General features: G+C 71.3%; 16 protein-coding genes and 2 pseudogenes. 15 read left to right on the forward strand and 3 right to left on the reverse strand.

The window, feature by feature from the left end; genetic code table 11:
* Nucleotides 1-4: 4 nt before the first annotated feature.
* The 14 genes and pseudogenes from GEV07_07015 (at nucleotide 5) to GEV07_07080 (ending at nucleotide 14,365) form a co-directional block, all read left to right on the forward strand.
* On the forward strand, nucleotides 5-1,390 hold the full coding sequence (locus GEV07_07015; protein MQA02469.1) for an amidohydrolase family protein: 1,386 nt from the start codon (nucleotides 5-7) through the stop codon (nucleotides 1,388-1,390).
* A gap of 8 nt (nucleotides 1,391-1,398) precedes the next feature.
* Entirely contained in the window at nucleotides 1,399-2,172 is a 774-nt protein-coding gene (locus tag GEV07_07020; GenBank protein ID MQA02470.1) for a helix-turn-helix domain-containing protein, read from the forward strand.
* Nucleotides 2,172-3,431 carry a hydantoinase/carbamoylase family amidase gene (locus GEV07_07025; GenBank protein ID MQA02471.1) on the forward strand — a complete coding sequence of 420 codons (1,260 nt, stop codon included), beginning with the start codon at nucleotides 2,172-2,174 and terminating at the stop codon, nucleotides 3,429-3,431. The genes GEV07_07020 and GEV07_07025 overlap by 1 nt, the downstream gene beginning before the upstream one ends.
* A complete protein-coding gene (locus tag GEV07_07030) occupies nucleotides 3,428-4,093 on the forward strand; it encodes a hypothetical protein (protein ID MQA02472.1) in 666 nt (221 codons plus the stop codon). The genes GEV07_07025 and GEV07_07030 overlap by 4 nt, the downstream gene beginning before the upstream one ends.
* A 17-nt stretch (nucleotides 4,094-4,110) precedes the next feature.
* Entirely contained in the window at nucleotides 4,111-5,457 is a 1,347-nt protein-coding gene (locus GEV07_07035; protein ID MQA02473.1) for an MFS transporter, read from the forward strand.
* Nucleotides 5,458-5,478: 21 nt separating this feature from the next.
* A complete protein-coding gene (locus GEV07_07040) occupies nucleotides 5,479-6,693 on the forward strand; it encodes an amidohydrolase family protein (protein MQA02474.1) in 1,215 nt (404 codons plus the stop codon).
* Nucleotides 6,694-6,715: 22 nt separating this feature from the next.
* Nucleotides 6,716-7,708, forward strand: a complete 993-nt coding sequence (locus GEV07_07045) for a dihydroorotate dehydrogenase (protein ID MQA02475.1) — start codon at nucleotides 6,716-6,718, stop codon at nucleotides 7,706-7,708.
* A 22-nt stretch (nucleotides 7,709-7,730) separates the two neighbouring features.
* A pseudogene (locus tag GEV07_07050) lies at nucleotides 7,731-8,966 on the forward strand (MFS transporter).
* Between the two features lie 29 nt (nucleotides 8,967-8,995).
* Nucleotides 8,996-9,793, forward strand: a complete 798-nt coding sequence (locus GEV07_07055) for a helix-turn-helix domain-containing protein (GenBank protein MQA02476.1) — start codon at nucleotides 8,996-8,998, stop codon at nucleotides 9,791-9,793.
* 20 nt (nucleotides 9,794-9,813) lie between these two features.
* Nucleotides 9,814-10,389, forward strand: a complete 576-nt coding sequence (gene pyrE, locus GEV07_07060; protein ID MQA02477.1) for an orotate phosphoribosyltransferase — start codon at nucleotides 9,814-9,816, stop codon at nucleotides 10,387-10,389.
* Nucleotides 10,386-10,805: a hypothetical protein gene (locus GEV07_07065; protein MQA02478.1), complete on the forward strand. Its 420-nt coding sequence runs from the start codon at nucleotides 10,386-10,388 to the stop codon at nucleotides 10,803-10,805. Before pyrE ends, GEV07_07065 begins: the two co-directional genes overlap by 4 nt.
* Nucleotides 10,802-12,100, forward strand: a complete 1,299-nt coding sequence (locus tag GEV07_07070; GenBank protein ID MQA02479.1) for a hydantoinase/carbamoylase family amidase — start codon at nucleotides 10,802-10,804, stop codon at nucleotides 12,098-12,100. The genes GEV07_07065 and GEV07_07070 overlap by 4 nt, the downstream gene beginning before the upstream one ends.
* The gene (locus GEV07_07075; GenBank protein MQA02480.1) at nucleotides 12,100-12,957 is read left to right on the forward strand and encodes a dihydroorotate oxidase electron transfer subunit; all 858 of its coding nucleotides are present in this window, start codon (nucleotides 12,100-12,102) and stop codon (nucleotides 12,955-12,957) included. The genes GEV07_07070 and GEV07_07075 overlap by 1 nt, the downstream gene beginning before the upstream one ends.
* Nucleotides 12,958-12,970: 13 nt before the next feature.
* Entirely contained in the window at nucleotides 12,971-14,365 is a 1,395-nt protein-coding gene (locus GEV07_07080) for an amidohydrolase family protein (protein MQA02481.1), read from the forward strand.
* Between the two features lie 19 nt (nucleotides 14,366-14,384).
* On the opposite strand, the gene GEV07_07085 is transcribed toward GEV07_07080, so the two are convergent.
* The 3 genes and pseudogenes from GEV07_07085 to GEV07_07095 form a co-directional block, all read right to left on the reverse strand.
* A complete protein-coding gene (locus GEV07_07085; protein MQA02482.1) occupies nucleotides 14,385-15,755 on the reverse strand; it encodes a multicopper oxidase domain-containing protein in 1,371 nt (456 codons plus the stop codon).
* Nucleotides 15,756-15,883: 128 nt separating this feature from the next.
* Nucleotides 15,884-16,363: a hypothetical protein gene (locus GEV07_07090; GenBank protein MQA02483.1), complete on the reverse strand. Its 480-nt coding sequence runs from the start codon at nucleotides 16,361-16,363 to the stop codon at nucleotides 15,884-15,886.
* Nucleotides 16,364-16,428: 65 nt separating this feature from the next.
* Nucleotides 16,429-19,236: pseudogene (locus GEV07_07095) on the reverse strand (AAA family ATPase).
* 200 nt (nucleotides 19,237-19,436) lie between these two features.
* On the opposite strand from GEV07_07095, the gene GEV07_07100 reads away from it, so the two are divergent.
* A complete protein-coding gene (locus GEV07_07100; GenBank protein MQA02484.1) occupies nucleotides 19,437-20,642 on the forward strand; it encodes a hypothetical protein in 1,206 nt (401 codons plus the stop codon).

The raw sequence follows: 20,642 nt of genomic DNA on the forward strand, positions 1-20,642 counted from the left end.
TGCGATGCACAACGAGCCTGACCTCACGGCCGATCTGGCCGTCACCGGCCACCTCGTCACGTCCAGCCTGGAGCTGCCGGGCGGCGAGGTGCGCGTCAGGGACGGTCGGATCGTTGCCGTACTCGACCGGCCAAGTGACGCCCCGGCCGCCGAACGGATCGACGTGGGCGACGCCTACGTGCTCCCCGGCGTCGTCGACCCGCACGTGCACTCGCTCAGCTACGCGGGCGAGGGGATCGCGGCGGCGACCAGGTCCGCGGCCGCCGGTGGCGTGACCACGATCCTGGAGATGCCGTTCGACGAGGGCGGGCCGATCTGGTCGGTCGAGACGTTCACTGAGAAGCGTCGGCTGGTGAACGCCGAGGCGCACGTCGACGTCGGCATGTACGCAACCGTCGAGCCCGGTGGTGAAGGCATCGAGGAGGTCGCCGGGCTCGCCGCGGTCGGTGCGGCCTGCTTCAAGGTGTCGACGTACCACACCGACCCACGCCGCTTCCCGCGTACGCCGGACGACGAGCTGCTCGCCGTGTTCGAAGCGATCGCCGCGACCGGGCGCCGGGTGTGCGTGCACGCCGAGAACAACGAGATCGTCCAGGCGAAGGTGGCCGAGCTGAAGGCGCGTGGTGAGCTCGACCCGCGACTGCACTGCGCGGCCAGGCCGCCTGTCACGGAGACCGCGGCCGTCGCCAACGTGCTCGAGCTCGGTCGCGAGATCGGTGTGAAGCTGCACTTCTGTCACATCAGCACACCGCGGGCCGTCGACCTGGTCAGACAGCACGTGCGCGACGGGTCGCCGGCGAGCCTCGAAGTCTGCCCGCACTATCTCACCCTCACCGACGCCGACATGGCGACGACCGGTGCCTGGCTGAAGTGCAACCCGCCGCTGCGCGGCGAGGAACACGTGGCCGGCCTCTGGGAGCGGTTCCGTGCCGACGCCATCGACGCGATCGCGTCTGACCATGCGCCGTGGCCGCGGGAGTACAAGCAACGGGCGAACATCTTCGACAACGCCTCTGGCGGGCCAGGGGTGGAGACGCTGCTGCCGGTGACGGCGAGCGCTGCGCTGCACGAGCAGCGGATCCAGCCGTGCCAGCTGGTCAGGACGACGGCGACGAAGGTCGCGCAGCGGTTCGGGCTCGCCCACCGCAAGGGCGATCTCGCGGTCGGCCTCGACGGCGACCTGGTCGTGCTCGACCCGACCGTGCGCTGGCAGCTCGACGAGGCGGACCTCCACTCGCACGCGGGTTGGAGCCCGTTCCACCGTCGCGAGCTGCAGGGGCGGGTCACGTTGACCGTCTCCCGCGGCGAGGTGGTCTGGGACGGGTCGCAGGTGCTCGCCACGCCAGGACGCGGCGAGTTCCTCGAGGCCAGCTACCGAGACGACGAGTAGGGGACGCGATGGCAACCGCTGCCCGCACCGCAGGCGACTCGTCATTCCGCAAGGGCGTCGACGTACTCAGCGCCGTCGTGGACGGCGGCCCGCACCGGGTCGACGAGCTCGCCGCACAGACCGGCCTGCCGTCGAGCACCGTCTACCGGTTCGTGCGGACGCTCGTCGAGACCGGCTTCCTCGAGGCCAGGGACGGCGTCTACCACCTCGGCTCGCGGCTCGTTGCCCTGCAGGGCAAGGACGTCGGCCTGGAATGGCTGCGTCGGCTCGCCACTCCGCTCATGCACCGGTTGGTGCAGCAGACCGAGGAGTCCGCCGTACTCACCGTGCGCAGTGGCATGTCGGCCTTGGTCGTGGAAACCGTCGACTCACCCCAGTTGATGCGGCTGTCGTTCACCAAGGGAACCGTGCGGCCACTCCATGCCGGCGCGTCGGCCAAGGTGCTGCTCGCGTTCTCCAGTGACGACGTGGTGCGCAGCGTGCTTTCCAGGGAGCTGGAGAGGTTCAGCGCGGGCACGCCGGACAGGCAGGCGCTCACGACGCAGATCCCGGAGATCCGTTCCCAGGGCTACGTGGTGACGACCGGGGAGGTCGACCCGTACGCGTCGGCCGTCGGCGTGCCGGTCTTCCGCGGCGGCGAGCTGGCGTGTGGGCTTTCGGTTGCCGGGCCGCAGTTCCGGCTGCGCGGCAGGGAGAGCGAGCTCGTTGCGGCCGCGCGCCGGGTCGCCGAAGCACTACAGGCGGCGATCGACGAGCCGCTGGCCGCGGCGGAGGGTGCCTGATGTCGAGTCAGAATCGGTTGGCGCCGGCGCGCTCGGCACAGCGGATCAGTGCCGACCTGGAAGCGCTGTCGCAGTTTCGCGAGGAGCACAGCCCCGGCTGGACCAGACGCGCGTTCTCGCAGCCGTACATCGAGTCGCGCCACTGGGTCGCGGAACGGATGCGTGACGCGGGCCTGCACGTCGAGCGGGACGCAGCGAACAACCTGATCGGCACGCTGCCCGGCCAAGGCCCGGGGCCGGCGTTGGCCACCGGGTCGCACACCGACACCGTCGAGGGAGGCGGCCGGTTCGACGGCATCATCGGGGTGCTCGCCGGCATCGAGGTGGTCAGGGCGTTGCGCGACGCGGGGATTCGCCTCAGGCACGAGCTGCGCGTGATCGACTTCTTCAACGAGGAGCCGAACCAGTACGGCGTCAGCTGTGTCGGCAGCAGGGCGCTCGTCGGCGGGCTCACCGCCGAGCAGTTGGCGCTCGACGACGGCGCGGGGGAGACGCTCGCCGACGGCATCAGGAAGGTCGGCGGTGATCCCGAGCGCGTGCTCGACCTGGCCTGGCACCGCGGTGATCTGGCCGCGTTCGTCGAGCTGCACATCGAGCAGGGACCGCGCCTGGAGCTGTCGGACCTGCCGCTCGCCGTCGTCACGGCGATCGCCGGCATCGACAGGTACCGGCTGGTTTTCGAAGGGCAGCCGGACCACGCCGGCGCAACACCGATGGACGTGCGGCGCGATGCCCTCTGCGCGGCCGCCGAGGTGGTGCTCGAGATCGAGCGACTTGCCGAGGGCACCGACGGTGTCGCCACCACAGGTCGGTTGCAGATCGAGCCCAACGCGGCGAACGTTGTGCCTGGAGCCGCGGTGGCGACCGTCGAGCTGCGTGACGCGGATCGCCGCCGACTGGACGACCGCGGGCGGCGGCTGATGGCCGCAGCCCGCGCGGCAGGCGAGTCACGTGGCGTCCAGGTCACGTCCGAGCCGTTGACGACGGTCGACCCGGTGCCGGCGGACGACACCGTGCAGCAGGTGCTGGCAGCTGCCGCCGACCGGCTCGGCCTTCCGCACGAGGCGATGTTCTCCGGCGCCGGCCACGACGCTGCGCACATGGCCGCGATCGCGCCGATCGGCATGCTGTTCGTCCCTTCGGCCGGTGGCCGTAGCCACTGCCCGGACGAGTGGACCGACCTCGACCAGGTGGCGGTCGGCGCCCGCGTGTTGGCGCAGGCGCTGCTCGATCTCGATGCGTCCGGAGGTGACCGATGACCGCCAGGGTGCTGTTGCTCAACCCGAACAGCTCGGTCGAGGTCACGGCAGCCGCAGCGGGTGCGGCGTCGGCGGTGCTCGACGTGCCGGTCCACGCCGACCAGCTCGCCGACGCGCCGCCTGCCATCGAGAGCCCGGACGATCATGCCGTCGTCGCGCCGTTGGTCGTCGACTACCTGCGTCGACACGAAGCGGACTACCACGGTGTCGTGCTCGCCTGTCACGGCGACCCTGGCATGCGCGAGGCGCGCGCGGTCGCTGGTTGTCCCGTAGTGGGCATCGGAGCTGCCTCGCTCCATGCAGCCGCCGCGCTCGGTGAGCGGATCGCAGTGCTCACACCGGCTGCTGCGCTCGTCGACCCGAAGTGGCGGCAGCTGACCGCGGCCGGCCTCGCCGACCGGTGCGTTGCCGTCGAACCCGTTGCCGGGGGTGTGCTCGGCGGGCTCGGCGCCGACGCAGACCCTGAACCCTTCGTCCGTGCCGCTGAGAAGGCGGTCACGGCGGGAGCCGACGCGATCGTGCTCGGCTGCGCCGGCTACGTCGCGGTGGCCGAGCGCGTGCAGGAGCGGGTGGACGCGGTCGTGGTCGAGCCCGTCTCGGTCGCCGCCGCCGTACTGCGGGCGGTCCTGCGGCGAGCAGACCGCGGCGCCTCCGACAACTGACATCACCAGGAGCTGTCATGAACTCACCTGGACCGACCGACAACGCACCGGAGGAGCCCGGCACCTCGCCTCGCAACGTACGCAAGGTCGTCGCGGCGAGCCTGGTCGGCACCACCATCGAGTGGTACGACTACTTCGCCTACGGCACGGCGGCGGCGCTCGTGTTCCCCAAGCTCTTCTTCCCCGACTTCTCGCCGATTGCCGGCACTCTCGCGTCGTTCGCCACGTTCAGCGTCGGCTTCATCGCCAGACCCGTGGGCGGTGCGGCGTTCGGGCACTTCGGTGACCGGATCGGCCGGAAGACGATGCTCGTCGTCACGCTGATGCTGATGGGCGTCGCGACCGTGCTGATCGGCCTGCTTCCCACCTACGCGCAGATCGGTGCCGTCGCGCCGTTCCTGCTCGTGGTGCTGCGCTTCGCACAAGGTGTCGCGGTCGGCGGCGAATGGGGCGGTGCGGTACTCATGGCCGTCGAGCACTCGCCGCGCAAACGCCGTGGGTTCAACGGGAGCTGGCCACAGGTGGGGGTGCCGGCCGGCCTGCTGCTGTCGACCGGTGTGTTCTCGGTCGCGTCTTCGCTGCCGGAGCAAGCGTTCCTCTCCTGGGGGTGGCGGGTGCCCTTCCTGGCGAGTGCGGTGCTGGTGCTCGTCGGGCTGCTGATCCGGTTGCAGATCATGGAGTCGCCGGTATTTCTCCGCATGCAGCAGGAACGGAGCGGGGGCAGGATCCCGCTCGTCGACCTGTTCGTCACGCACTGGCGCGGGGTGCTGTTGTGCGTGGGGACGCGGATCGGCACCGACGTCTCGTTCTACGTGCATGCTGTGTACAGCCTGAGCTACGTGACGACGAACCTCGGTCTGCCGAAGAGCGTGGCGCTCAACGCTACGCTTATCGCGGCGGCGTTGGAGATCGTGACCATCCCCGTCGTCGGGCGGCTGTCCGACCGATTCGGGCGCAGGCCGGTGATGATGGTCGGTGCTGTCCTGTTGGCCGCCTGGGCCCTGCCGTTCTTCCTGTTGCTCGAGACCCGCAGCGCGCTAGGCGTGACGTTGGCGATCGTCGTCGGGCTCGCGGTCGCCCAGGCAACCGTCTATGCGCCGATGGGGACCTTCTATGCCGAGCTGTTCGCGCCGCGGGTGCGGTACAGCGGCATCTCGGTCGGGTACCAGGTCGCCGGCGTGTTCGGCGGCGGCCTGGCGCCGATCATCGCGACCGCGCTGTACGCGGCGACCAACGGCTACCCGGCGATCTCCGTCTACATCGCGCTGACGGCCGCGCTGACGCTACTGTGCGTGTGGCTGGGGCGGGCATTGCTGCGGCACAACCTTGCTCACGACGAGGTGGCCACGGCACGCAGCAGCTGACGCCATCGAGGAGGCAGCGGGATGCAGACCGTCATTCGTAACGTTCGGCCTTGGGGGAAGGGGCCCAGCGACGTCGTTCTCGATGAGGGACGGATTGCTGCGGTGCGTTCGCATGATCCGGGGGTGACGGTCGACGGGGAGGTCGTCGATGGGCGTGGGCGGCTGCTCCTGCCGTCGTTCTCCGATGTCCATGTGCACCTGGACTCGACGCGGCTCGGTCTGCCGTTCCGGCCGCACACCGGGAGTCCGGGCATCTGGAACATGGTGATGAACGACCGCCGCAACTGGCGCGATGCGGAGTGGCCGGTCGACAGGCGCGCGGACCACACGCTGGCGCTCATGATCGCCCGCGGCACCACCCGCGTGCGCAGCTACGCGCAGATCGACGTCGACTGCGGTCTGACCCGGTTCGAGGCTGTGCTGAAGGCGCGGGAGAACCACGCGGCTCGCTGCGACGTGCAGGTCATCGCGTTCCCGCAAGCCGGTCTGCTGCGCGAGGACGGCACCGTCCCGCTGATCGAGGAGGCGCTGCGTTCCGGCGCGGACGTCGTGGGCGGGATCGACCCGTGTGAGCTCGACCGCGACCCGGTGCGGCACCTGGACATCGTGTTCGGCCTCGCGGAGCGGTACCAGGTGCCGGTCGACATCCACCTGCACGAGCCGGGCGACCTCGCGGTGTGGACGACCGGCCTCATCGCCGAACGTACCCGGGCGTGCGGCATGCAGGGCAAGGTGTCGATCTCGCACGGCTACGCGCTCGGCGGCGTGTCGGAGGCGACCACCGCCAGGGTGATCGACGACCTCGCCGCGTCGGACATCGCCATGGCGACCGTCGCACCATCGGTGGACACCAGCCTGCCGCTCGCACAGCTGACCGCCGCTGGCGTACGGCTCGGCCTCGGCGAAGACGGTCAACGGGACTACTGGTCGCCGTACGGCAACGCCGACATGCTCGACCGCGTCTGGCAGCTGGCGTTCACGAACAGGTTCCGCGCCGACGAGCTCATCGAGCACTGCGCCGCCGTCGGCACCGTCGGCGGTGCAAGCATCCTCGGCGACGCGACGGCACGGTTGCAGTCGGCCGCCGACCGGCCCGGCCTGGAGGTCGGTGATCCCGCCGACCTCGTCGTCCTGGCCGGCGAGACCGTCGCGGCAGCGGTGATGGACCGGCTCGAGGACCGTACGGTCATCCACGCCGGCAGCGTCGTCGCGGACGCGTTCGAGCTCGTCGGCTAGCGGGGAATCCGCGGGCGAGGGGTTGACGGCGTCCAGAACCAGCGGCCATCATCGGTCTTTCATCTTGCGGAAGGACCCATTCCTGGAGGTGGAAGTGCAGCGGCTGGGCGTCCGGGTCGGGGAGCTAGCGCTCTCCTCGCCGGTGTTGCCCGCCTCCGGCTGCTTCGGGCCGGAACTGGCTCCGCTCGTCGACGTGTCCAGGCTCGGCGGTGTCGTCACGAAGACGGTGTTCGCCGCTGTCCGGTCCGGCAATCCCGCGCACCGGCTCGCCGAGGTACGCGACGGCATGCTCAACTCGGTCGGCATCCCCTCGCTCGGGGTGGCGCGCTGGCGCGCCGAGGCGTGGCCGGCGTACGCGTCGCTCGGGGTGCCCGTGGTGGTGAGCCTCGGCGGGCTAGCCGAGGCCGACTACCGCAGGGTCGCCGAGGAGGTCGCCGACCTGCCGCTCGCGGCCGTCGAGCTGAACCTGTCGTGCCCCAACCTGGAGGCCGGCGGTGTCGAGCTCGGCGCGGACGCCCACGCGGTGGAACGCGTTGTCGCCGACGTGCGGTCGGCGCTGTCCGTGCCGGTGTTCGCCAAGCTGACCCCGAACGTCGCCTCGATGGCCGAGCTGGCACGGGGAGCCGCCGCCGGCGGCGCCGCGGCGGTCGTCGTCGCGAACACGTACGTCGGCATGACGATCGACATCCGTACCCGCAGACCCGTACTCGGCAACGCCGTCGGTGGGTGGTCCGGGCCGGCGAGCAAACCGCTCGTCCTCAGGCAGGTGTGGCAGGTGAGCCGCGCCGTGCCACTTCCCGTGATCGGCTGTGGCGGCGTCGCCACGGCCGATGACGTCGTCGAGTACCTGCTCGCCGGGGCATCGGCAGTGCAGGTCGGCACCGCCACGTTCACCCGACCGCAGGCGATGACGGACATCCTCGACGACCTCCTTACGGTGTTCGACCGCCTTGGTGTCGCTGCCGTCGCTGAGCTCGTCGGACAGGTCGAGATACCCGACACACAAGCCGTCTGACCGCTCGTGGAAAGGCCCTCCCATGACGGACCGAGCAGACTCCCAGACAACGACCACAGCAGGCGCCGGTGACAAGTACGCGAAGAAGGCAGTCGTCGCGTCGAGCGTCGGTTACGCGATGGACGGTTTCGACCTACTGATCATCGGCTTCGCCCTCGCCTCGATCACCGCGACGTTCAGCCTCTCCGAGCCGCAGGCCGGGGCGCTCGCCACGTTCACCCTCGTCGGCGCCGTGCTCGGCGGTGTCGGGTTCGGCATGCTGTCGGACCGCTTCGGCCGGGTGAAGATGCTCACCTGGTCGATCCTGCTCTTCGCCGTGTTCACGGGCCTGACGGCAGTCGCCTGGGACTATCCGTCGCTGGTGGTGTTCCGGTTCATCGCCGGCATCGGCCTCGGCGGCGAGTTCGGCATCGGTATGACGCTCGCCGCCGAAGCGTGGCCGGCCAAGAAACGCGCCCGCGCGACAGCGTGGGTGGCGAACGGTTGGCAGCTGGGCACACTGCTCGCGACCGGCGCGGCCGCGCTGCTGTTGCCCCTCGGCGGCTGGCGGCTGCTGTTCGCCGTCGGCGCGTTCCCCGCCGTGGTGGCGTTCTTCCTGCGCCGGCAGCTGGAGGAACCGCTGAAGTTCGTCGAGGTGATGCGTAAGGACCAGCGGGAGAAGTTCCCCGTCCGTGCGCTGGTGGCGGATGCGCGCTCGATCCGTACGAGCATCGGGGTGCTGATCCTCGCCTCGGTGCAGAACTTCGGCTACTACGGCATCATGATCTGGCTGCCGACCTACCTGGCGAACGACATCGGCTACTCGTACAACTAGTCCGCGACCTGGACGGCCGTGACGGTAGTAGGCATGATCATCGGCGTCTTCATCTTCGGCAGGCTGGCCGACACCATCGGGCGGCGGCCCTCGTTCCTGATCTGGCAGGTCGGCGCGCTGATATCCGTCATCATCTACGCGAACCTGACCTCCGGTCTCGCACTGCTCGTCGGCGGTCTCGTGATGGGGTTGTTCGTGAACGGGATGATGGGTGGCTACGGCGCGCTGATGGCGGAGCTGTACCCGACCGCGGCGCGGGCCACGGCACAGAACGTGCTGTGGAACCTCGGTCGTGCCGTTGCCGGGTTCGCGCCTCTCGTCGTCGCCGCGCTCGCCGCGCAGTACGGCTTCGCGCTCGCCATCGGTGCGCTCGCCTGCATCTACGTGGTCGACATGTTTGCGCTCCTGCTGATCCCGGAGCGCAAGGGTGCCGAGCTCACCTGACCAAGAAACCAACGACGAGGGGGGAACAGATGCAGCCCGTAGTCCGAGCGCTCGCAGTGTTGCGGTCGCTGGCGCCGAACCCGAACGGCCTGACGCTCGCCGAGCTCGCCGAGCGCCTCGAGGTGCCGGCAGGGAGCATGCACCGTGTGCTCGCGGTGCTGGAGCGGGAGCAGTTCGTCTCGCGGTCGCCGTCGAACAGGCGCTACTTCCTCGGACCTGCGGCGCGACAGCTCGCGGACGAGAACGCCCGCGGGCACGCGCTGCTCGTCTCGCCACATCCGGCGCTCGCGACGGCCGCGCGGGCGAGTGGCGAGACGGTGTTCCTCACCGAGCTGGTGGGCGACCGGGCGGTCTGTGTGTCGCTGGTCGAGTCTGTGCACCCGCTGCGGATGTTCGTACGGATCGGGCAGGACATGCCGCTGCACGCCGCAGCGTCCGCCCGCACCCTGCTCGCCCACCTGTCCGAGGAGGACGCACGCAGGCTGCTCGGGCCCGGCCCGTTCCGCGCATACACCGACGACACCATGACCGACGCGGACGCCGTCGTCGAACACCTCACCGTGGTAAGGGCTCGCGGTTACGACGTCTGCGACGACGAGCTCGACCGCGGCGTGTGGGCGGTGTCGATGCCGGTGCGCGCGTCGACGGGCCGGGTGGCTGCGTCGGTGTCGCTTGCCGCCCCGGCGTACCGGGTGGCCGAGCCCGCCGACAGGGAGCGGATGCGCGCCCTGCTCGCGGAGGCTGCGGACGCGATGTCGGCAGACCTCGGGTGGGTCGCAGACGCGGACCAGCCCGGCGCCGTCGACACGATCGAGGCCGGCCGATGACCAGTTCGCTGCTCGAGTCCATGTCCGTCGGTGGCGCGAACGCGCTGCAGACCGCGGCGGAACGCCGCGACGAGCTCGCCCGCGACCTCGTTGCGGCCGCGTACCTGCGCGGTGCGTTCGTGCTGTCGTCGGGACAGCCGTCGAGGTACTACATCGACAAGTACCTGTTCGCGACGAAACCCACTGTGCTGCGCCGGCTGGCGTCACTGCTCGCCGAGCGCGTCCCTGACGTGGACAGGATCGCCGGGCCCGAGCTGGGGGCGGTGCCGATCACTGCGGTGCTGTCGCTGGAGACCGGTGTGCCGTTCGTGATCGTCAGGGACGCGCGCAAGGCGTACGGCCCGTCCGCGGCGATAGAGGGCGAGCTGCACGCGGGGGAACGCGTGCTGCTCGTCGAGGACGTGGTGAGCACCGCAGCGCAGGCGCTGACGGCTGCCGCCGCTCTCGCCGAGGCGGGCGCGACCGTGGCTGGCGTGCTCGCCGTCGTCGACAGGGAGCAGGGCGGTGCCGAGGCCGTTACGGCGGCCGGGCTTTCGTTCGACGCGCTGTTCCGGTTGTCGGAGCTGCCGTTGCCCGAGGAGTTGGAGGACCGATGAAGAGCATCGACGACGAGCTGCCCGCAGGTCTTGAGCTCAGCGACCCCGCGCGCACCGAACGGGTCGGCGCCGTGCTGGCCGCCGCCATGGCGGAGCTGGACGTCACCGTCGTGGTGTGTTGGGACACCAGCGAGGACACCGTGCTCGGCCACGTGGTGGCGCGCGAGCTGGGTGCGGAGCTGGTGCTCGCGGAGGAGATCGAGGGCATCGTGTCGCTCCTGCAGCCGCTGCCAGCCGACGCGCGGGTGGCGCTGGTCGCCGAGGAGTTCCGCGCACACACCGGGCTGGCCGGGCTGTCGGGGGTGGTCAAGCACGCCGCGGGTGAGCTGGTCGCCGTCGCCGCGGGACGCGGGACGCCCGAGCTGGCCGGCACCGAGGCTGCCGCGGCACGGTTGGTGCGACCGGAGGCTGGATGACGACGACCGCGGCCGAGCGCGCCAGCCCCATTGCGCGTCCCGACCCGCAGGCCGTTGCCGCGTTGGTGGACCAGCTGGCCCAGCTGTCCGAGGCCGGGCCCGGCGTCACGAGGCTGGCCTACACGCGGTTGGAGCGCGACGCCCACGAGCTGTTCGCCTGCTGGATGCGTGACCTCGGCTGCGCGGTGCAAGTCGACGCCGCCGGCAACACGATCGCAACCCGGCCCGGCAGGCGGGCCGGCGCGCCCGCGATCGGTACCGGCAGCCACCTCGACTCGGTGTACGAGGGCGGGAGGTACGACGGTGTCGTCGGCGTGGTCGGCGCGGTGCTCGTCGCGCGGTCGCTCGCCGCGGCCGGTGTCGAGACCGAGCACCCGCTGCGGTTCGTCGTCTTCGCGGGTGAGGAGGGCGCGCGGTTCGGGCAGGCGTGCCTCGGCTCGAAGCTCGCCGCCGGACAGGCGACGCTCACCGAGTTGACCGAGCGCGTCGACCGCGACGGCGTCAGCATCGCGACCGCCATGCGGCGCCTGGACATCGACCCGACACGTGCTGCCGACGAGCCGTGGCGACCCGCCGAGTGGGCGGCGTTCCTCGAGCTGCACATCGAGCAGGGGAGCGTGCTGGAACGCGACCAGCTGTCGATCGGCGCCGTCGACCTGATCTCCGGTTCCACCAGGCTCGAGCTCACCCTGGACGGCCAGCCTTCGCACACCGGCGGTACGCCCATGCTGGGCAGGTCGGACGCGCTCGCCGCGGCGGCCGAGGCCGTGCTCGTCGCGGAGCAGCTGGCGCTCGACCCACGGCACCGCGGCACCCGCGCCACCGTGGGGCGGCTGGAGGTCTCGCCGGGGTCGATCACCACCATCCCCGGGCAGGTGGTGCTCGCGGTGGACGTGCGCGACGTGGACGCCGACCGGCAGCGTGCGACGGCCGCGGAGATCGTACGCAGGGTGCGCGCGGTGTGCGACAGGCGCAGGGTGGGGCTGGGGGTTCGGCTGCTCGGCGACACCTCGCCTGTGGTGCTGCCGGTCTGGGTGCGGCGGGTCGTCACCGACGTCGCACGTGACCTCGACGTGCCTTACCGGGTGCTCACCTCGGGTGCCAGCCACGACGCGCAGCAGGTGAACCGGGTGATGCCGGCCGGCATGGTCTTCGTGCCCAGCAGAGCGGGCCTGTCGCACGTTCCCGAGGAGTGGACGTCGCCGGTCGACATCGCACTCGGCACGCAGGTGCTCGCGGAGAGCCTGTGCGCACTCGACCGGCAGCTCGCGGCGCTGGCGGACGGTGTCGCGTGATGGCGCCGACGACGGGTCGTACCCCGCTGCTCGACGGCGCCGGCCTGGTGCCGCTCCCGCCGGCACCGCGACAGGCGCCGAACAGCGTCGACGCCGAGGTGGTCGCGAACGCGCACGTGGGGGACAGGTACTGGCGGCTCGATGTGGCCGCGCCGCACGTCGCGGCGTTCGCGCGGCCCGGCCAGTTCGTCATGGTCACCGTCACGAGGACGGTGCGGGAGGGACCGGTGCTGCCGCGCCCGATGGCCGTCTACGACACCGCGCCAGGCACGGGGATCGTGACGATCGTCTACTCGGTGGCCGGTGCCGGTACCCGTGCTCTCGCCGGCTTCCTGCCCGGTGAGCGGGTGCCCGTCGTCGGCCCGCTCGGGCGCCCGTTCGACCTGCCTGCCGACGGCGGCGTCCTGCTGCTCGGGCGCGGTATCGGGACCTGCTCGCTGACGCTGCTCGCCCGCGACGCCGCGGCGGCCGGGCGGCGGGTGAAGGCGGTGGCGTCCGGCCGGCACGCGGGAGCCGTCGTCGGCGCAGACCACTACGACGCGCTGGGGTTGGCGCCGGTGCTCGTCGACGACGAGCGCGGCACGTCCGACCCCGCAGCGCTCGAACTACGGTTGCGCCAGGCGCTCAACGGTACGCCGCCACAGCTGGTCGCCGCGTGCGGCTCGCGCCGGCTGGAGGAGCTCGGCCGGCGGCTGGCCGACGTCTGGTGCGCGGACCTGCAGGTGGCCGTCGAGGCGCACATGGCCTGCGGGCTCGGTTACTGCCACGGATGCGCGACGGGGGACCGGTCGGCCGGTGCCGAGACGCCGCTGGTGTGCAAGGACGGACCGGTCTTCCGGATCGGACACGATCGATGAAAGGGACTGCTCGATGCCACTCGTCGTGAGGAACGGAACCGTCGTCACAGCAGCCGGCCTGGTCGACGCCGACGTCGTCTGCGCGGACGGACGCATCGCCGGGCTGGTGGAGCCCGGCAGCGCGGCCACGGACGGCGAGGTGGTCGACGCGGACGGGTGCCTGGTTTTCCCCGGCTTCATCGACCCGCACGTGCACTCGCGCGACCCGGGCCTGACGCACAAGGAGACGTTCGCGCACTCCACCCTCGGCGCGCTGTGCGGTGGTGTCACCACCGTGCTCGAGATGCCGAACGCGATCCCGCCGGTCACCGACGCGGCGATGCTGGCACAGCGCAGAGCCGAGCACGAGGCGAAGGCGTGGGTGGACTTCGGGCTGTGGGGCCTCGCGCTCGGCCCCGGGCACGCCGAGGACATCCAGGGCCTGTTCGCCGCAGGCGCGGTCGCCGTGAAGCTCTTCTGGGGCTACGCACTGCACCGGGAGACCAAGACCCTGGTCTACAACTTCGCCGACGAGCCGCCGGAGAACCTGCTGTTGCCGCCTGAGGCCGGGGACGTGCGTGCGCTGTTCCGCGAGGTGGCCGCGACGGGCGGCGTGCTCGGCATGCACTGCGAGGACAGGCATGTACTCGCCCGGGCGGGCGACGACCTCGGCCACCCGATCGAGACGTACGACGACCTGCTCGCCGCCCGTCCCGCGGTGGCGGAGGCGGTGAGCATCGCGATCGGTGCACAGCTCGCGGCGGAGACCGGCGCCAGGTTCCACGTGGTCCACGCGGCGTCCGCGGCCGGCATCGACGTGGTTCGGCAGGCGCGGGCGGCCGGCGCGCCCGTCACCGCGGAGACCTGCCCGCAGTACCTGACGCTCTCCGATGCCGACGCGGAACGCCTCGGTCCGCTGCTCAAGGTCTACCCGCCGGTGCGTACGGCCGCCGACCAGGAGGCGCTGTGGCGCGCCGTCGACGACGGCACGGTCAGCTCGGTCGGGTCCGACCACGCCCCGCACACGGTCGAGGAGAAGATGGTCGGCTTCGCGGCCGCCCCTGCAGGTGGCCTCGGCGTCGAGACGATGGTGCCGCTGCTGGTGGACGCGATGGTGGAGGGCAAGCTGTCCGCGGCACGCCTGGCCGAGGTCGCGTCGACGGCCACCGCGAAGCTGTACGGCCTGTGGCCGCGCAAGGGCAGCGTGCAGCCAGGCACCGACGCCGACCTCACCATCGTCGACCCCCGCGGCGACCACGAGGTGCGGAACGAGGACCTGCATGCTCTGCACCCGGCCAGCGCCTGGCACGGGCGCAAGGTCCACGGCAGGATCGTCGCCTCCGTACTCCGCGGCGAGCTCGCGATGCGCGACGGCCAACCGGTCGGCGACCACCGCGGCCGCTTCGTGCCCGCCACCCACACGCCGTGAGCGGTCTACGGTCGGCAGCTCACTCCGGCTCGTTGCCGGCTTTCCCGCCGACGGTGTACGGCGTGCGGATGCCTTCGTACATCAGGTGCGTGACGAGTCCCTCGCGGGCGTGCGGCAGGTTGTGGCAGTGATCCATCCAGATGCCGGGGTTGTCGGCGACGAACGCGACGTCGTAGGAGTCGCCGTGGTCGACGTCGAGCGAGTCCACCCACCACGGGCTCCCGGTCGCGGGAACGCCGTTGCGCGCCAGTACCACGGCGTGATGGCCATGGAGGTGCATCGGATGCGTCTCGCCGCTGTGGTTGGAGATACGCATCCGCACCACGTCGCCCTCGGTGACGACGAACATCGGCACGTTCGGGTACAGGTGGCCGTTGACCGTCCACCACAGACCGGGTCGGCCGTCGAGGAAGCCCGGCCGGCGCCCGATGTCGTAACGGAACCGCCGGTCGGCTCGCGCCGGGTCGAACCTCAGCGGTGCGCGTCCGCCGTACGACAGCGGGTCGAGCGGTTTCGCTGGCTGCGCCGTGGCGGGCGCGTCGTACGAACCCGAGCCGAGTACGACGGAAACCCCGCCACCGAGGTGGACCCGGGCCGGTGAACCGTCGGCCGGCATGGTCACCTCGAGGTCGGCCCGGCCGCCGGCGGCGACCGTCACCGTCGCGTCGCCGATCGGGGTGGGGCCGTTCACCTCGGCACCGTCGATGGCGAGCAGCCTGGCCGACGCGCCGGCCACCCACACCGACATCTTGCCGTTGTCGGTGTTGATGATGCGTACCCGGGCCCGCTCGTTCGGCTGCGCTTCGAACCTGGCGTCGTCCTCGCGGCCGTTCACCGTCTGGACGCCGTCGTACAGATGGACCAGTACCACGACGTCCGTGGTGCCTGCCGGCGACTGCGGCGGAGTCACGACGAGCGGGCCGAGCAGACCGCCGCGGACCTGTTCGTGCGACACCTGGTGTGCGTGGTACCAGAAGGTGCCGACCTGGTCGGCGACGAACCTGTACGTGTGGGCGCCGCCGACGCCGACCGCGTCCTGCGTGACGCCGGCGACCCCGTCCTCCGCGTTGGGCACGTCCACGCCGTGCCAGTGCAACGTGATGCCTTCGGCGACCGACTTGTTGACCAGGCGCACCTGCACCAGTTGGCCCGCCGTCGCCCGGATGGACGGGCCGGGCGACCGGCCGTTCAGCGTGTAGCCGTCGACGGTCCGGCCAGAGGCGAGCCGGAACCGCTCCTGCCGCGCGACCAACGTGACCTTGACGTCGGCGCGGCGGTGCGGGTCTGCGGTCAGCGACGCGACGTCCCGGCCGGACGCCTCGTGCCCGCCGTGGCCGGCATGTGCCACCGGACCGGTGCCATGGCCACGGCCGTGGTCCACGTACCCCATGTCGGTCACCGAGTACGTCGATGGCAGCAGGCTGGCCGCCCAGAGCCAGATGACCGGAGCGATCACCGCTAGGACAGCGGCAGAGGTGAGCGTTGCCCGGAGCCGGCCAGGGCGGTGCCTGCCTGATTTCACCCGTGGTCCTGGGGGACCGCCACCGGCGTCGGCGCCGGCCGCTCGTCGACCTTGGGCGTGGAGCGCATCCGGATCGCGGCGTAGGTGGCCGCGCCGAGCAGCAGGAACGCGTTCAGGCCGTGCAGCGCGCCGAGGGCCGAGAAGACGTGCCCGAAGATTCCCAACGCGATCTGCACCGCGACGAGCAGGACCACCAGGCCTGCCCACAGCGCCGCGCGAGGGAACTTCGTGAAGAACGAGGAGATGAGGAGCAGCAGCGCGACGATCGGGATGACCATCGTGCCGTTCATGCCGTGGATCATGAAGCCCACGATCTCCGGGAACGGCGTCTGTTCGCTCTCCATCACCGACTTGTCGAGGACACCGCCTTCCTCGACCCATATGCCAAGCCCGGCGACCGCGAACACCATCGCCACCGCCTGCACGACGACCAGCGCCGCGACGATGTACGCCAGCACCTTGTAGACGATCTTCATGATCGATCCCCCTCGAGAGAGTTCAGAGCAGGACCACGGATGACCGCTCTGGTCTGGCCCGGACACTAGATGCCGTGCGCCGCCGAGGAATCGGGTGTTTCCCTATGTCGTGCCACCGGTTCCGACATACGGCGTCCGAGCTGTGCGCGCGAGCGGATGCCCAGCTTGCTGTAGACCCTGGCGAGGTTCGCCTCGACCGTCTTGGGGCTGATGAACAGCGCCGCCGCCACCTCACGGTTGGTCATTCCGGTAGCGGCCAGTTCGGCTACTCGCTGTTCGGACGGGGAGAGAGCCGTGCCTCCCGTCGGTCTCGCGGTGGCGCGCTGTAGCTCGCCGCGGGCCCGCGCCGCCCACAGCGGCGTGCCGAGCCGTTCGAAGATGTCGACGGCCTCCTGTAGCGCTGCCGCGGCGGCACGCTTCTGTCGTCGTCGGCGCTGCAGCTGCCCGAGCGCGAGCAGCGTACGGGCGCGCTCGAACGGCATCGGAAGCCGCTCGTGCTCGGCGAGCGCGCGCTCGGCGGCGTCGACCGCCGCATCCAGGTCGCCCTGTGCGGCGAGCAGGAGCGCACGGCAGCGCGCGCCGAGCGCGAGCGCCCACGGTCGGTCGAGCCTGCGGCCGTTGCTCTCGAGCTGGTCCGTCAGGGCGGCCGCCTCGTCCAGCTGGCCTACGCCGATGAACGCTTCCACCGTGTCCGGGGCGAACGGCGCGGCGGTCGGTTCGCCGTATCCCATCGCCACTGCGGCGGCGGCGAGTGGGCTGAGGATCGCTGCCGCCGCCTCGTGGTCGCCGACCGACACTTCGAGGAACCCCAGCGTCACCATCGGCCAGACCGTCACCGCGAGGCAGCTACCCCGCTCGAAGATCGTCAGCGCCTGACGGGCGGCGTGACGCGCCTCGTCGACCTGGCCGCCGTACGCAGCCACGTTCGCCCGGGTGCACAGCGCGATGGCGAGCGGCAGGTCGGTGCCGAGCTGCGAGGCGCGGTCCCTGGTGTCCTCGGCGAGCCGCCGTGCGGCCGCCAGGTCGCCGCGCCAGCACTCGACGACCACGGCGTGGAACGCGATGAACATCAGGTCGCTCTCCTCGCCCCGTTCGAGGCAGCGCCGGCGCAGGGCGAGCAGTTGTGCGCGTGCCTGGTCGAGTCGCCCCGTCCATGCGAGCAGGAGGCTGCCGATCAGGGTGGGGCCGCAGCATGACGGGGCCTGGCAGCTCGGGGTCCTCCAACGCGAGAGCGCGCTGTAGCGCGGGCTCGTCGAGTCCGTGCCCGGTGAGGAAGCGGATCATGACGGCGGTGGCGAGCGCCTTGGCCAGCAGGTCGGGGTCCCGCAGCCGCTCGGCGTGGGCGGCCATGTCGTCGGTGAGGCGGAGTGCGTCCGGGAGCCGTCCCAGGTTGACCAGGACGAAGAGCAGCTCGACCGAGATCTGCACCCGTATCCGCAGGTCCGCGCCGACCTCACCGAGCGCCTGTTCGAGGTAACCCGCCGCCTCCCGGTAGCTGTCGTCGTGCAGCCGCACGGTGGCCAGCGCGAGCAGCGCGGTCGCGCGGGTCCTGCCCGGGGCGGAGGTCGCGACGACGTCTTCTAGTATCGCGCGGGCGCGTACCGGCGCTCCGGCGTCGAAGTGGTGCTGTGCCGCACGAATCCGGCGCTCGGCACTGTCCGCGCCGAGCCCAACGGCGAGCTCGACGAGTTCTGCGGCGGCTGCCGGCGCACCACGTGCGCGTGCCCGTACGGCCGCGTCGTCGAGCGCCGCGACGGTCCGCCCGTCGGCCCGTACGGCGGCGAGCGCCAGGTGGCGAGCCCGCTGCTCCGGGTCGGTCACGAGCGTGGCGAGCCGGCGGTGCATTGCGCGCCGTTCCGCCGCCGTCGAGTCGGCGTAGACGCCCGCGGCCAGCAGGGGATGGGCTGCACGCGCCGACCGTCGACGCGGAGCAGACCGCCGGTCTCGGCCAGCTCGAGCAGCCGTTCGCCCTCCGCCGGATCGGCACTCGCGGCCAGCTGGAGGAGACCGACCGTCGGTTCGGCGAGTGTGGCCGCAGCGAGCAACACCTGCCGTACGCCGGCCGGGACCCCGTCGATCCGGTCACGGACGAGGTGCGCGAGGCTGGCCGGCAACGGCACCTGCCCCTCGGCCTCGCCGTCGGTGCCGACGCCCCTGGCGAGCTCGAGCGCGTGGAACGGGTTCCCGCCCGAGATCTGGTGGATCCGCTCGAGCACCGGCCGCGGGAACGACCGGCCGAGCCGTTCACGCAGCATGCTGTGCACGATCTTGCGGTCGAGCGGCCCGACCCGTACGTGGCGCGTGGTGTCCAGTTGCAGCGGTCCGGGCGACGGCCCGGGCTCCGCGGAACGCAGCGCGGCGAGGAGGCCGACCCGCGCGCTCAGCCGTCTGGTCGCGAACTCGATGGCTGCGGCGCTCGAGCTGTCCACCCACTGCAGGTCGTCGATCGCGAGCAGCACCGGTGCCGCGGCGGCGAGCCGCTCGAGGACCGAGAGCAGCGCCGCGCCGATCGCCCGGCGGTCGGTGGCCACGGCGGTCGCGTCTCGCAGCAGGACGGCATCGAGTGCGCGGCGCTGCGGTTCCGGCAGCGCCTTGAGTACCGCGTTCTCGACGGGCGCGAGCAGGTCGGCCAGCGACGCGTACGCGAGCTGCGTCTCGGCCGCCGCCGGCCGAGCCGTCAGGACCCGGAACCTCCGCCGGCGCGCCTGGTCCACCGCAGCCTGCCAGAGCGTCGTCTTCCCGATCCCGGCGTCGCCCTCGAGCAGCAGGACCGCGGGCCGCGCCGCGAGCGCGTCGAGAAAGTCTGCGACCGCCCCCAACTCCCGCTCGCGATCAACCACCCCGAACGGGCGTAGCCGCGTCACCGCCTCCATCTGCCATCCCCACCTGTGTCTCCCACCGTCCTAGACACGTTCCCGGCCCGGACCGCAATCCGTTAGGGCCATTGGGCCCGTATCAGGGACCTGGTTCCCGTGCGGCGGGGAGTTCAACGGCGGCTTCAAATGCCGTTAAACAGGTCTGGCGCTCGGGCTCTTGTTCACCGGATGGGCAGCTGGATATAGCTGGTCACGGCATGCCGGCCGATAGTCGTAATTCCTATCGAAGGGCTATTTCCATTGGTTCGGGAATTCGTGCGCGGTGCCGTTGGATTTCCGATGACCGAACAGATCGCACAGCTCGACGCCTGGCACGTACCCGTCGGGCTGCATCGTGGCCACACCATGTCCTTCGGCACGATCGAGCACGCCGACCTCGTCGTGGTGCGAGCCACCGGGGACAGCGGGACCACCGGCTGGGGCGAGGTGACCGTCCTCGGGGGCCTTACTGGTCGGAGGAGACCGCGGAGTCTGTCCTCGCGGTGCTCGACCGTTACTTGTTCCCCCGGGTGACAGGCATTGGGGTGCATGCGGGCGCGGCGACCGCGTTCCGTCAGGTGCGTGGCAACCCGTTCGCCAAGTGTGCGTTCGACATCGCGCTCACGGACCTGCGAGCCCGCGTCCTTGGCATTCCGGTGGCCGCGCTGTGGGGTGAGCACAGTCCCATGCCCGTGCCGCTGAGCTGGAGCCTGGCGGGCACGTCGGTTCGGCAGGACGTGACGGAAGCCGTCGCGAAGCGTGCGCTCGGGTACGGGATCTTCAAGCTGAAGGTGGGGGCGTTGCCGCTGCGGCAGGACCTCGACCGGGTACGCGCCGTACGCGAGGCACTCGGCACTGCGGTGTCGTTGCGGGTCGACGCCAACCAGGGGTGGACGCGCGCGGACGTCGGGGTGGCGATGCGTGAGCTCACCGAGCTCGATGTGGCGTTCGTGGAACAACCGGTGCCGAGCGCCGACACGGTCGGCATGGTGGCGCTGCAGAACGCCGGCAACGTACCGATCGCCGCCGACGAGTCGCTGCGAACGGTCGCCGACGCGACCGCGCTCGCCGAGGCGGACGCCGCGCGGGTCTTCGTCTACAAGCTCGCCAAGCATGGCGGTTTCACGCCGGCGAGGAACGTCGCGGCGGTAGCCGACGCCCATGCGGTCGCCGGCTACCTCGGCTGCATGATCGAGAGCAGCATCGGGACGGCCGCGTACCTCGCGTTCGCAGCGTCCGGCGTGGGCCTCCAGTTCGGCTGCGAGCTCTTCGGCCCGCAGCTGCTCGTGGACGACATGACCAAGGAACCGGTCGAGTACTCCCCGGGGTACGTGCACCCGCCGGCCGGCCCGGGCCTCGGCGTCGAGGTGGACGAAGCCAAGGTCGCCGCGATGGCGGTGGCACACGTTCGAGCAGGCAGGTGA

The organism is Streptosporangiales bacterium (genome assembly GCA_009379825.1).
Taxonomy (GTDB): Bacteria; Actinomycetota; Actinomycetes; order Streptosporangiales; family WHST01; genus WHST01.